Source organism: Nonomuraea sp. bgisy101, from assembly GCF_057708945.1.
The window spans coordinates 373,546-386,594 of record NZ_JBYITD010000001.1; the positions used below are offsets into that span (position 1 = coordinate 373,546).

The following is a 13,049-nucleotide window of genomic DNA, read 5'->3' on the forward strand; positions in this document are numbered from 1 at the left end:
GTCAGATGCCCCCCCTCTCGAGTGGGCAGCTCATGCAGCGGGGCCCGCCCCTGCCGCGGCCCAGCTCGCTGCCGCGGATGGTGATGACCTCGACGCCGTGGTCGCGCAGGAAGTTGTTGGTGGTGGTGTTGCGCTCGTAGGCGACGACCACGCCGGGCTCGATGGCCAGCACGTTGCACCCGTCGTCCCACTGCTCGCGCTCGGCGGCGTAGACGTCCTGGGTCGCGGTGAGGACCTTGATGTCGTCGAGGTCGATCGCCCTGGCGATCGCCCTGTGCATGTCCTCGGGCGGGTGGTCGGTGACCTTGAGCTCCTTCTCGTTGTCACCGGGCTCGATCGTGTAGGAGGGCAGCATCCCCAGGCCCGCGTACTTGACGAACACGCCCACGTCCACATTGGTCATGACCGTGTCGAGGTGCATGAACGCGCGCGCCTTCGGCATGTTGAGCGCGACGATCCTCTTCGCGCCGCCCCTGGCGAACAGGTTGCGCGCGAGCATCTCGACCGCCTGCGGCTGGGTGCGCTCGCTCATCCCGATGAGTACCGCGCCGCGGCCGATGACCAGGACGTCGCCGCCCTCCATGGTGGCGGGCGCGACCTTGGTGCCCGGCATCCACACGTGGAACGAGCCCGCCTGGGTGGCGAAGGTCGGATGGTAGGTGTAGATGGCCTCGAAGTTGATCGTCTCGGCCTGCCTGGCCTTCTTCTTCATCGCGTTGATCGACACCCCGTTGTAGATCCAGCAGGAGGTGTCGCGGGTGAACAGGTGGTTGGGCAGGGGAGGCAGGACGAAGTCCATGTCGTCCAGCACGTGGAAGGCGACGCTCTTCGGGTCGGCGCCGCGCTCCATGATCTCGGACTTGGTGATGCCGCCGGTGAGGAACTGCTGCAGGTCCTTGGAAGGGAGCGAGTCGAGGGTGTTGCGGATGGCGTCGGTGGCCAGGGGGCCGTGCCAGCGCTCGTCCACGACGTGGTCGAGGATGTGCTTGCGCGCCTCGGGGATGTCGAGCGTCTCGCGCAGGAGGTCGGCCAGCATGTGAACCCTGATGCCCCGGTCGCGCAGCGTCCGCTGCCATTCCTCGTGCTCCTCCACCGCGCGCTGCACCCACAGCACGTCGTCGAAGAGGAACTCGTCCTTGTTCGTCGGGGTGAGCCGCTTCAGCGCCAGATCGGGCCGGTGAAGCATCACCTGGGAGAGCCTGCCCACCTCGGAATCGACATGAAAGGTCATAACCTGTGTTCCTTTCCTAGACCTTGGGGCCGTACTCGCCGCGCCGGGCCTTCACCCAGATGTAGACGGGCACGCCGACCAGGAGCATCAGCGTGCCGCCGAGCACGGCCTCGGGGCCGGAGCCGTAGGCCATCCAGAACGCGAACACCAGCGCGATGACGGTGATGACGCTGTCGCGGGCCAGCCGTCCCTTGTGGACCGCCCGTTCGCCCGTCACCAGCCAGAACAGCTGTGCGCATGCGGAGAAGAAGTAGGGGATGACGGTGGTGAAGGAGGCCAGCAGCACGATCGTGTTGAAGGCGTTCGCCGAGGCGTAGGCGACCAGCAGCATCAGGGAGGTCAGGACGCTGCCGACCAGGATGCCTGGGACGGGCGCCCCGCGGCGCGACTCCCTGGCGAAGAAGGCGGGGAACATGCCGTCCCTGGCGGCGGCCTTGGGCATCTCGGCCACCAGCATGGTCCAGCCGTTGAGCGCGCCGATGCCGGAGACGATGGCGCAGAAGGCCATGAGGATCCCGCCCGCCGAGCCGCCGAACATGTTGTTGATCGCGTCGGCGAACGGGGCCGACGACTGCACCAGCGTGGCGTACGGCACGGTGCCCATGACCGCCACGGTGCTCAGCATGTACAGGAAGGCGCAGGCGAGCACGCCGATGACGCTGGCGCGGCCGATGATGCGGACCGGGTCCTTGACCTTCTCGGCGGCGATGGAGACGCTCTCCACGCCCGAGTAGATGAACAGCGCCACCGCGCCGGCCAGCGAGATGGCGCCGAGGGCGCTGTCGTCTGTGGCGTTGAAGGGGCCGAAGTTGGCGCCCTGGACGAAGAACAGGCCGACGACCGCGACGAACAGCAGGGGCGCGAACTTCAGGACCGTGGTGACGAGTTGGAAGGCGGCCATGTTCCTGGCGCCCATCATGTTGACCACCGCGGGGATCCAGAGCCCGACCAGCGCGATGACGATCGCCGCCGTGGCGCCGCCCCAGTCGAGGCCGAAGACCCCCGTGGCCGCGAACTGCACGTACCCGACCCACGCGACGGCGATGGCGGCGTTGCCGATCCACGCCGTCAGCCAGAACGACCAGGCGTTCCAGAAGCCGACGAACTCGCCGAAGGCGTCGCGCGCGTAGGCGTAGGGGCCGCCGCCCGCGGGGATGCGCGCGCCCAGCCTGCCGAAGACCATGGCCATCGCGATGGCGCCGACGGTCACCGCGCCCATCGCGACCAGGCTGACCGTGCCGAAGGCGGCCAGGGCGGCGGGCAGCAGGAAGATCCCGGTGCCGACCACGTTCCCGATGACCAGGGCGATGGCCGCGCCGAGGCCGAGGCTGCGCCCCGGTCCCTCGGTGACACCGGCAGGCTCGGAGCGGACCGTGTCGACGCCGCCGCCGGCCGGATGCCGCGGTCCTCCCATAGCGCCCCCCGACGCCGAAATCCCCCGATGTCCTATGACCTTGGGGGACCTCCCCTTTGCGAGGTGCGCTAAAACGCCCAGCTCAGGCGCATCACGGGCAGGCGGGGGAGGGAGGCGCTCAGGTGCGCGAGTTGCCCGAGAGGAGCAGCACGACGGCGAAGACGGCGAGGCAGACCGCGATGAGCGCGACGGGCCACGCTTCCCAGCGACCCTTGGCGCGCTCGGCGGTGATGCGCTCGGCGGTCACCCGACCGCGGCCGTGCTCGGAGAAGCCGCGCGCCAGCGCGGGCTCCTCCGCGGCGAACTGACGCGCGATGGCGTCGAGGATCTGGCGCTCGCGTGCCGACAGGGACATGCCGGGACCTCCCGAGAAAGACTTGGAGGAGGTTTTATCTCTTTTGTCCGGATTTTCCAAATCGTTCAGCCGGCCTTGGGCGGCTCGGCCCCTGGCCCGCCCCTCGCGGAGCCCGCCACCACCCGTGGGAGCGCACCCCGCGCGTCGTGGCTGGTGGCTGCTGGTAATGTGGCTGCGACCCAACACCCTTTTAAGCCCCGTCCTGTGAGGCGGGAAAGGTGGTGAGCTACACCCATGTCCGAACCCAGGGCCGTTCTCGAAGGCCCGGACATCCACCGGGCGCTGACCCGCATAGCGCACGAGATCCTCGAGCGCACCAAGGGCGCCGACGGCGTCGTCCTCCTCGGCATCCCCACCCGCGGCGCCACTCTCGCGGCCCGGCTCGCCGAGCGCATCGAGCAGTTCGAAGACGTGAAGGTTCCCGTCGGCTCGATCGACATCACCATGTACCGCGACGACCTCAGGCTCAGGCCCGCGCGCCCGCTCGGCCGTACCGACCTGCCGGCCGACGGCATCGACGACAAGCTCGTCGTCCTGGTCGACGACGTCCTCTTCTCCGGACGTTCGGTCCGCGCCGCGCTCGACGCCCTCAACGACCTCGGCAGGCCCACGGCCGTGCAACTGGCCATCCTGGTCGACAGGGGTCACCGCGAACTGCCCATCAGGGCCGACTACGTGGGCAAGAACCTCCCGACCGCCAAGAGCGAGAAGGTCAAGGTCTACCTGGAGGAGACCGACGGGCGCGACGCAGTGGAGTTGATCAAGTGAACAGGCACCTCATCTCGGCGGCCGACCTGACCAAGGACGACGCCCTGCTGATCCTCGACACCGCCGAGGAACTGGCCCGCGTCTCGGAACGCTCCATCAAGAAGCTCCCGACGCTGCGCGGCCGTACGGTGGTCAACCTCTTCTTCGAGGACTCCACCCGCACCCGCATCTCCTTCGAGGCCGCGGCCAAGCGCCTGTCGGCCGACGTCATCAACTTCTCCGCCAAGGGCTCCAGCGTCTCCAAGGGCGAGTCGCTGAAGGACACGGCGCTGACCCTGGAGGCGATGGGCGCCGACGCCGTCGTCATCCGCCACGGCGCCTCAGGCGCGCCGCACCGCCTGGCCAACTGGGTGCGCGGCAGCGTCGTCAACGCGGGCGACGGCACCCACGAGCACCCCACGCAGGCGCTGCTCGACGCCTTCTCGATGCGCCGCCGCCTCGGCTCCCTCGAAGGGCGCAAGGTCACCATCGTCGGCGACGTCCTGCACAGCCGCGTGGCCCGCTCCAACGTGCTGCTGCTGGCCACCCTCGGCGCCGACGTGACGCTGGTCGCGCCGCCGACCCTGGTGCCGGTCTCCGTCGGCACCTGGCCGTGCGAGGTGTCCTACGACCTCGACGCCGTCCTGCCCAAGTCCGACGTCGTCATGATGCTCCGCGTGCAGAAGGAGCGGATGAACGCCGCCTACTTCCCCAGCGAGCGCGAGTACTCCCGCCGCTACGGGCTCGACCGCGACAGGTTCGCGAAGATGCCCGACGAGGCGATCGTCATGCACCCGGGCCCGATGAACAGGGGCATGGAGATCGCGGCCGAGGTGGCCGACTCGCCGCGCTCGACGATCGTCGAGCAGGTCGCCAACGGAGTGACCATCCGCATGGCCGTCCTGTACCTGCTGCTCGGGGGAGAGATCTGATGCTGATCAAGAACGTTCGCATCCTCGGCGGCGACCCCGTCGACATCACGGTGGTCAACGGCCTCATCGCCGAGATCGCCCCGGGCTCCTCGCCGAGCGCCGCGACGTCCGAAGTCGTCGACGGGAGGGGCGCGATCGCGCTGCCCGGCCTGGTCGACCTGCACACCCACCTGCGCGAGCCGGGTCGCGAGGACGCCGAGACCGTGCAGACGGGCACCCAGTCGGCCGCCCGCGGCGGCTACACCGCCGTCCACGCCATGGCCAACACCATGCCCGTCGCCGACACCGCGGGCGTCGTCGAGCAGGTCTGGCGGCTCGGCCAGGAGTTCGGCCACTGCGACGTGCAGCCCGTCGGCGCCGTCACCGTCGGCCTGGAGGGCAGGCAGCTGGCAGAGCTCGGCGCGATGGCCGACTCCGCCGCCCGCGTGCGCGTCTTCTCCGACGACGGCAAGTGCGTCGACGACGCCGTGCTGATGCGCAGGGCCCTGGAGTACGTCAAGGCCTTCGACGGCGTCGTCGCCCAGCACGCCCAGGAGCCCAAGCTCACCAAGGACGCCCAGATGAACGAGGGCGTCATCTCCGGCAGGCTCGGCCTGGCGGGCTGGCCCGCGGTGGCCGAGGAGGCGATCATCGCCCGCGACTGCCTGCTGGCCGCGCACGTCGGCTCGCGCCTGCACGTCTGCCACGTGTCCACGGCGGGCTCGGTCGAGATCATCCGCTGGGCCAAGTCCAAGGGCTGGAACGTCACCGCCGAGGTGACCCCCCACCACCTGCTGCTCACCGACGAACTCGTCGAGAACTCGCCCAACGGCTCCTACAACCCCATCTACAAGGTCAACCCGCCGCTGCGCACCAGCGACGACGTCCACGCCCTGCGCGCGGCACTGGCCGACGGCACCATCGACGTCGTGGCCACCGACCACGCGCCGCACCCGGTCGAGGACAAGGAGACCGAGTGGGCCGCCGCGGCCATGGGCATGGTCGGCCTGGAGACCGCGCTCAGCGTCGTCCAGGAGGCCATGGTCGACACGGGCCTGCTCGACTGGGCGGGCGTGGCCGAGCGCATGTCCGCCGCCCCCGCGCGCATCGGCCGCCTGCCCGGCCACGGCCAGGCGCTCGAGGTCGGCGCCCCCGCCAACATCGTTCTCTACGACCCCACCGCGCGCGCCGAGGTGGACCCCTCCGCCTTCGCCTCCAAGAGCCGCAACACCCCCTACGAGGGCATGACCCTCCCCGGCAGGGTGCTGGCGACGTTCCTGCGCGGCAGGCCAACCGTTCTCGAAGGGAAGCTCGCTTGAGTAACGTCGCCGTCCTCGTACTGGAAGATGGCCGTGTCTTCCACGGAACCTCGTACGGCGCCGAGGGGGAGACGTTCGGCGAGATGGTCTTCAACACCGGCATGACCGGCTACCAGGAGACCCTCACCGACCCGTCCTACCACCGCCAGATCGTCGCGATGACCGCCCCGCACATCGGCAACACGGGCGTCAACGACGAGGACCCCGAGTCCTCGCGCGTCTGGGTCGCGGGCTACGTCGTGCGCGAACCCTCCCGCGTGGTCTCCAACTGGCGGGCGAACCGCTCCCTCGACGACTATCTCAAGGAGCAGGGTGTCGTCGGCATCGCGATCTCCGGCACCCGCGCGCTGACCCGCCACCTGCGCGAGCGCGGCGCCATGCGCGCGGGCATCTTCACCGCTCCGTCCGAGCCGGTCGAGGCCCTCGTCGAGCGCGTACGGCAGCAGCCGCCCATGGAGGGCGCCGACCTGGCCGCCGAGGTGGCCACGGCCGAGCCGTACGTCGTCGAGGCCGTCGGCGAGAAGCGCTTCACCGTCGCGGCCGTCGACCTCGGCATCAAGGGCATGACCCCGCACCGCATGGCCGAGCGCGGCTGCGAGGTGCACGTCCTGCCCGCCACGGCGACCTTCGACGACATCAGAGCCGTCGGCCCCGACGGCGTCTTCTTCTCCAACGGCCCGGGTGACCCCGCCACGGCCGACGTGACGACGCTCAGGCAGGTGCTGGAGTCGGGGATCCCGTTCTTCGGCATCTGCTTCGGCAACCAGCTGTTCGGCAGGGCGCTGGGCCTGCCCACCTACAAGCTCCGCTACGGCCACCGCGGCGTGAACCAGCCGGTCCAGGACGTGCGCACGGGCAAGGTGGAGATCTCGGCGCACAACCACGGCTTCGCGGTGGAGGCCCCGCTGGACGGGCCCTTCGACACGCCGTACGGCCGCGCCGAGGTCAGCCACGTCAACCTCAACGACCGCTGCGTGGAAGGCCTGCGCCTGCTCGACGGGCGCGCCTTCAGCGTGCAGTACCACCCGGAGGCCGCCGCCGGCCCCCACGACGCCGCCTATCTGTTCGACGAGTTCTGTTCGTTGATGGCGGCGTCGTGAAGGCACGAGGCCGCGCAGCGCCCCACTCAACCCATGTTCGACGAGTTCTGTTCGTTGATGGCGGCGTCGTGAAGGCACGACGCCGCGCAGCGCCCACTCAACCCATGTTCGACGAGTTCTGTGAGGTCATGAGCCGTGCCCAAGCGTGAGGACATCAGGTCGATCCTGGTCATCGGCTCGGGACCGATCGTCATCGGGCAGGCGTGCGAGTTCGACTATTCGGGCACCCAGGCCTGCCGCGTGCTGCGGGCAGAGGGCTTCAGGGTGATCCTGGTCAACAGCAACCCTGCCACGATCATGACGGACCCCGAGTTCGCCGACGCCACCTACGTCGAGCCGATCACCCCCGAGTTCGTCGAGAAGATCATCGCAAAGGAGCGGCCCGACGCGCTGCTGCCCACCCTGGGCGGGCAGACCGCGCTCAACACGGCGGTCGCCCTCCACGAGGCGGGCGTCCTGGAGCGCTACGCGGTCGAGCTGATCGGCGCCGACTTCGACGCCATCCAGGCGGGCGAGAACCGCGAGCGGTTCAAGGAGATCGTCGCCAAGGTCGCCCGCGAGCACGGCCTCAACGCCGAGTCCGCCAAGTCGATCATCTGCCACACCATGGACGAGTGCCTGGCCGCCTCGGACGAGCTCGGCTACCCGCTGGTCGTGCGGCCCTCGTTCACGATGGGCGGCGTCGGCTCCGGCTTCGCCTACGACGAGAGCGACCTGCGCCGCATCGCCGGCGCGGGCCTCGACGCCAGCCCCACCACCGAGGTGCTCCTGGAGGAGTCGATCCTCGGCTGGAAGGAGTACGAGCTGGAGGTCATGCGCGACAAGGCCGACAACGTCGTCATCGTCTGCTCCATCGAGAACATCGACCCGATGGGCGTGCACACCGGCGACAGCGTCACCGTGGCCCCCGCGCTGACCCTGACCGACCGCGAGTACCAGAACATGCGTGACGTCGCGATCGCGGTCATCCGCGAGGTCGGCGTCGACACCGGCGGCTGCAACATCCAGTTCGCGGTCAACCCGCGCTCCGGCCGCATGATCGTCATCGAGATGAACCCGCGCGTGTCGCGCTCGTCCGCCCTGGCCTCCAAGGCGACCGGCTTCCCGATCGCCAAGATCGCGGCGAAGCTGGCGATCGGCTACACGCTCGACGAGATCCCGAACGACATCACCAAGGTGACGCCGGCCTCCTTCGAGCCGACCCTCGACTACATCGTGGTCAAGGTGCCGAGGTTCGCCTTCGAGAAGTTCCGCGGCGCCGACCAGACGCTCACCACGCACATGAAGTCGGTGGGCGAGGCCATGGCGATCGGCCGCTCCTTCCCCGAGGCGCTGCAGAAGGCGCTGCGCTCGCTGGAGAAGAAGGGCTCGTCCTTCTCGTGGGCGGGGCCCCTCGAGCCGAAGCGGGAGCTGCTCGACGAGTGCCGCACGCCCCACGACGGCAGGCTGCGCACCATGCAGCAGGCGATCAGGGCGGGCGCGACGGCCGAGGAGCTGTTCGAGGCGACCAGCGTCGACCCGTGGTTCATCGACCAGCTCATGCTGCTGGACGAGGAGGCCCGCGCGCTCGGCGAGGCCGCCGAGCTCACGAGGGAGGCGCTGGAGCGAGCCAAGCACCACGGCTTCTCCGACGCGCAGATCGGCGAGATCCGCGGTATGAGCGAGTCGCGGGTGCGCGACCTGCGCCACGCGCTCGGCCTGCGCCCCGTCTACAACACCGTCGACACGTGCGCGGCCGAGTTCGCCGCCAGGACGCCCTACCTCTACTCGACCTACGACGAGGAGAGCGAGGTCCCTTACGGCGAGCGCCCCAAGGTCCTCATCCTCGGCAGCGGGCCCAACCGCATCGGCCAGGGCATCGAGTTCGACTACGCCTGCGTGCACGCCTCCTTCGAGCTGTCCAGGGCGGGATTCGAGACCGTCATGGTCAACTGCAACCCCGAGACGGTCTCGACCGACTACGACACCTCCGACCGGCTCTACTTCGAGCCGCTCACGCTGGAGGACGTCCTCGAGGTCGTCCACGCCGAGCAGCAGACGGGCCCCGTGGCGGGCGTCATCGTCCAGCTCGGCGGTCAGACGCCGCTGGGGCTCGCGCAGGCGCTGAAGGACGCGGGCGTGCCCGTCGTCGGCACCTCGCCCGAGTCCATCCACCTGGCCGAGGAGCGCGGCGCGTTCGGCCGCGTGCTGGCCGAGGCCGGCCTGCCCGCTCCCAAGCACGGCACGGCGCTGACCGTCACCGAGGCACTGGGCATCGCCGAGGAGATCGGCTACCCGGTCCTCGTCCGGCCCTCCTACGTCCTCGGCGGCGCGGGCATGGCCATCGTCTACGACGACGAGACGCTCGGCACCTACATGGCGGCCCAGGAGGGCGGCCACCCCGTGCTGATCGACAAGTTCCTCGACGAGTCCATCGAGATCGACGTCGACGCGCTGTTCGACGGCGAGGAGCTCTACCTCGGCGGCGTCATGGAGCACATCGAGGAGGCGGGGATCCACTCGGGCGACTCGGCCTGCGCCCTGCCGCCCATCACGCTCGGCGGCAACGACATCAAGCGCATCCGCGCGGCCACCGAGGGCATCGCCAGGGGAGTCGGGGTCCGCGGCCTGCTCAACGTGCAGTACGCCATGTCGGCGGGCGTCCTGTACGTCCTGGAGGCCAACCCGCGGGCCAGCCGTACGGTGCCGTTCGTCTCCAAGGCGACGGCGGTGCCGCTGGCGAAGGCGGCGGCCCGCGTCATGATGGGCGCGACCGTGGCCGAGCTGCGGGCGGAGGGCATGCTGCCCGAGACGGGCGACGGCGGCACGCTGCCGCTGGACGCCTCGATCGCGGTCAAGGAGGCGGTGCTCCCGTTCAACCGCTTCCGCGGCGTCGACACCGTGCTCGGCCCCGAGATGCGCTCGACCGGCGAGGTCATGGGCATCGACGAGTTCTTCGGCATCGCCTACGCCAAGTCGCAGGCCGGGGCCTACGGCGAGCTGCCCACCAAGGGCAGGGCCTTCGTCTCCGTCGCCAACAGGGACAAGCGCTCGATGATCTTCCCGGTGCGCGCTCTCGCCGACCTCGGCTTCGAGATTCTCGCCACGGAGGGCACCGCCGAGGTGCTGCGCCGTAACGGAGTCCATGCCAAGATCGTGCGAAAGCAGAGCGAGGGAACGGGACCCGACGGTGAGCCGACGATCGTGCAGCGCATCCTGGACGGTGAGGTGGACCTGATCGTCAACACGCCGTTCGGCAGCCCCGGCCAGTCGGGGCCGCGCCTCGACGGCTACGACATCCGCACCGCCGCCGTCCTGCGCGGCATCCCGTGCATCACGACGGTCCAGGGACTCGCCGCGGCCGCCGCGGGCATCCAGGCCATCGTGCGGGGCGATGTGGGCGTACGGTCCCTTCAGGAACACGCACGAGCCCTGCGGGGGTGATCAGGTCTGGCCGGGACTCCGGTGCAGGTGACTGGCACGGTGCTGACCACGCGCCGGGTCGACGCCTACCATGCGCTGACCGTGGTGGCGCCGGGCGTCGCCGAGCGGTTCCGTCCAGGCCACTTCGTCTCGGTCGCCGTCGGGGGGCCGCGCACCTCGATGGTGACCAGGCGCGCCCTGTCCATCCATGACGTCAAGCCCGACTACGGCGGCACGGTCGAACTCGTCTTCACCGCCTCGGGCCCCGGCACGTCGTGGCTGGCGGAGCGGCGCGCCCGCGACACGCTCGACCTGGTGGGGCCGCTGGGGCGGCCGTTCCCGCTGCCCCGCGACCCCGCGGTCTGCGTGCTCGTCGGCGACGAGTACGGCGCGGCCCCGCTGTTCCCGCTGGCCGACGCGCTGATGGAACGCGGCTGCCGCATCGACTTCGTGCTCGGCGCGGCCTCGGCCGACCGGGTGTTCGGCGCGATGCGGGCCCGCAGGATGTCGGAGACCACCACGCTCACCACCGAGGACGGCTCGCTCGGGCTGCGCGGCAAGGTGACCGACGTGCTGCCGTCGGTCATCGCCGACACGCGCGCCGACGCCATCTACGCCTGCGGGCCGATGGAGTCGCTGCGCCAGGTCACCGCGGTGGCGATCGAGTTCGACATCCCCGTCCAGGTGGCGGTGGAGGAGGCCATGGCCTGCGGCATCGGGATCTGCATGACCTGTGTGCTGCCTGTCATCGGCGACGACGGCGTGACCAGGATGGTGCGCGCCTGCGCCGAGGGTCCTGTCTTCAGGGGGGAACGCGTGCGGTTCGAGGACGTGGGAACGATCCCGTTCGACGCGCTCGGCGCCCCCGGCGGTGGAGCTCGACATGTCGGTTGACATGCGGACGTTCCTGGCGCACGTCGAGCTCGCCAACCCCGTCACCACCGCGGCGGGCTGCGCGGGCTCGGGCCGCGAGCTGGCCCAGTTCTTCGACCTGCACCGCCTCGGCGCGCTGGTCACCCGGTCGATCACGATGGCGCCGAGGGCGGGCAGGCCCACCCCGCGCATGGCCGAGACGCCCTCGGGCATGCTCAACGCCGTGGGTCTCCAGGGGCCTGGCATCGACGCCTTCCTCGAACGCGAGCTGCCGTGGCTGGCCCAGCGCGGCATCAGGACCGTCGTGTCGATCGGCGGCGGCACGGTGGCCGAGTACGCGGCGCTGGCGCGCAGGCTCACCGACGCGCCCGGCGTGACCGCGATCGAGGTCAACCTCGCCTGCCCCAACATCGAGGACCGCGGGCGCGTGTTCGCCCGCGACGGAGGGGCCGCGGCCGAGGTGATCGCGTCGGTGCGCTCGGTCATGCGCTACGACGTGCCCGTCGTCGCCAAACTGTCACCTGACGTGGCCGACGTCGTGGCCGTCGCCCGCGCCTGCGTCGACGCGGGGGCCGACGCGCTCTCCATGATCAACAACCCGCTCGGCATGACCATCGACATCGACGCGCTCAAGCCGTCGCTCGCGGCGGGCACCGGGGGGCTTTCTGGTCCCGCGATCCTGCCGCTGGCCGTACGGTGCGTCTGGCAGGTCCACGCCGCCATCCCCGGCGTGCCCATCATCGGCGTCGGCGGCGTGATGAGCGGTCACGACGCCCTCCAGCTCGTCCTCGCAGGTGCCTGCGTGGTCGGGGTGGGCACGGCGCTGTTCCACGACCCCTACGCCTGCCTGCGCATCGAGCGCGAGCTCGAGGAGCTGTTGCAGGCCAGGGGCTTTCACCGCCTCGCCGACGCCGTCGGCCTGGCACACCGGCCACCGGGCAGCGCCGCCCGGCACCTGCTCGTCGACTCCGAGGAGAGTTCCCTGTGACGCCCGCACCCATCGCCGTCGCCCTGGACGCACCTGACCTGGAGACCGCGGCCCGCTGGGCTTCGCTGGTGACCCCGCACGTGAGCACGGTCAAGGTGGGCCTGGAGCTCTATCTGCGCTACGGGCCCGACGTGATCGCCTCCGTGCAGGGGGCCAGCGGCGTGAAGGTCTTCCTCGACCTGAAGCTCCACGACATCCCGAACACCGTGGCGGGCGCCACGAGGGCCGTGGCGCGGCTCAGGCCGGCCATCCTGACCGTCCACGCCTCCGGGGGCCCCGCGATGATCCAGGCGGCCGTGGAGGCCGCTCCGCACACCGAGATCGCGGCCGTCACCGTGCTCACCTCGCTGTCGGCCGCGGACCTGGCCGCCATCGGGGTCGGGGGCTCGCCCGAGGACGCCGTGCGGCGGCTGGCGGTGATGTCGGTGGAGGCGGGCGCCAAGGCGCTGGTGTGCTCGCCTCGCGAGGTCGCCGGCGTGCGGGCGGCCGTGGGGCCCGGCATCACGCTGATCACCCCCGGGGTGCGGCCCGCCGGCGCCGACAGCCAGGACCAGGCGCGGGTGGCCACGCCCGAGCAGGCTCTCGCCGACGGCGCGGACCTGCTCGTCATCGGCCGCCCGATCACGGGCTCGGCCGACCCCGGCGCGACGGCCGCCTCGATCGCCGCCTCACTCCGTCGCTCATGATCATCTCTGGGTACGGCACGCCG

The 13,049-nt window shown here is 70.6% G+C and carries 11 protein-coding genes; 8 read left to right on the forward strand and 3 right to left on the reverse strand.

What is annotated here, in order from left to right:
- Window position 1: 1 nt before the first annotated feature.
- The 3 genes from AC3EO4_RS01790 to AC3EO4_RS01800 form a co-directional block, all read right to left on the reverse strand.
- Window positions 2-1,231: an arginine deiminase gene (locus AC3EO4_RS01790; RefSeq protein ID WP_379579393.1), complete on the reverse strand. Its 1,230-nt coding sequence runs from the start codon at window positions 1,229-1,231 to the stop codon at window positions 2-4.
- 16 nt (window positions 1,232-1,247) lie between these two features.
- Entirely contained in the window at window positions 1,248-2,645 is a 1,398-nt protein-coding gene (locus AC3EO4_RS01795; protein ID WP_431893205.1) for an amino acid permease, read from the reverse strand.
- Window positions 2,646-2,763: 118 nt separating this feature from the next.
- Window positions 2,764-3,000, reverse strand: coding sequence for a DUF3040 domain-containing protein (locus AC3EO4_RS01800; RefSeq protein ID WP_431893207.1), 237 nt, complete (start codon window positions 2,998-3,000; stop codon window positions 2,764-2,766).
- Window positions 3,001-3,234: 234 nt separating this feature from the next.
- On the opposite strand from AC3EO4_RS01800, the gene pyrR reads away from it, so the two are divergent.
- The 8 genes from pyrR to pyrF all read left to right on the forward strand — a co-directional run bounded on the left by pyrR (window position 3,235) and on the right by pyrF (window position 13,026).
- Complete coding sequence (pyrR, locus tag AC3EO4_RS01805; protein WP_379579387.1) at window positions 3,235-3,768, forward strand: bifunctional pyr operon transcriptional regulator/uracil phosphoribosyltransferase PyrR; 534 nt, start codon at window positions 3,235-3,237, stop codon at window positions 3,766-3,768.
- Entirely contained in the window at window positions 3,765-4,679 is a 915-nt protein-coding gene (locus AC3EO4_RS01810; RefSeq protein WP_379579385.1) for an aspartate carbamoyltransferase catalytic subunit, read from the forward strand. Before pyrR ends, AC3EO4_RS01810 begins: the two co-directional genes overlap by 4 nt.
- Entirely contained in the window at window positions 4,679-5,977 is a 1,299-nt protein-coding gene (locus AC3EO4_RS01815; RefSeq protein WP_379579383.1) for a dihydroorotase, read from the forward strand. Before AC3EO4_RS01810 ends, AC3EO4_RS01815 begins: the two co-directional genes overlap by 1 nt.
- A complete protein-coding gene (gene carA, locus AC3EO4_RS01820; protein ID WP_431893212.1) occupies window positions 5,974-7,077 on the forward strand; it encodes a glutamine-hydrolyzing carbamoyl-phosphate synthase small subunit in 1,104 nt (367 codons plus the stop codon). The genes AC3EO4_RS01815 and carA overlap by 4 nt, the downstream gene beginning before the upstream one ends.
- Window positions 7,078-7,212: 135 nt before the next feature.
- Window positions 7,213-10,500, forward strand: coding sequence for a carbamoyl-phosphate synthase large subunit (gene carB / locus AC3EO4_RS01825; RefSeq protein WP_431893214.1), 3,288 nt, complete (start codon window positions 7,213-7,215; stop codon window positions 10,498-10,500).
- Between the two features lie 6 nt (window positions 10,501-10,506).
- Window positions 10,507-11,373 (forward strand): dihydroorotate dehydrogenase electron transfer subunit, encoded by an 867-nt coding sequence (locus tag AC3EO4_RS01830; RefSeq protein WP_379580253.1) that lies wholly within the window; start codon window positions 10,507-10,509, stop codon window positions 11,371-11,373.
- Window positions 11,363-12,340: a dihydroorotate dehydrogenase gene (locus AC3EO4_RS01835; protein ID WP_379579377.1), complete on the forward strand. Its 978-nt coding sequence runs from the start codon at window positions 11,363-11,365 to the stop codon at window positions 12,338-12,340. Before AC3EO4_RS01830 ends, AC3EO4_RS01835 begins: the two co-directional genes overlap by 11 nt.
- Window positions 12,337-13,026: an orotidine-5'-phosphate decarboxylase gene (pyrF, locus tag AC3EO4_RS01840; RefSeq protein WP_379579375.1), complete on the forward strand. Its 690-nt coding sequence runs from the start codon at window positions 12,337-12,339 to the stop codon at window positions 13,024-13,026. The genes AC3EO4_RS01835 and pyrF overlap by 4 nt, the downstream gene beginning before the upstream one ends.
- Window positions 13,027-13,049 lie beyond the last annotated feature (23 nt).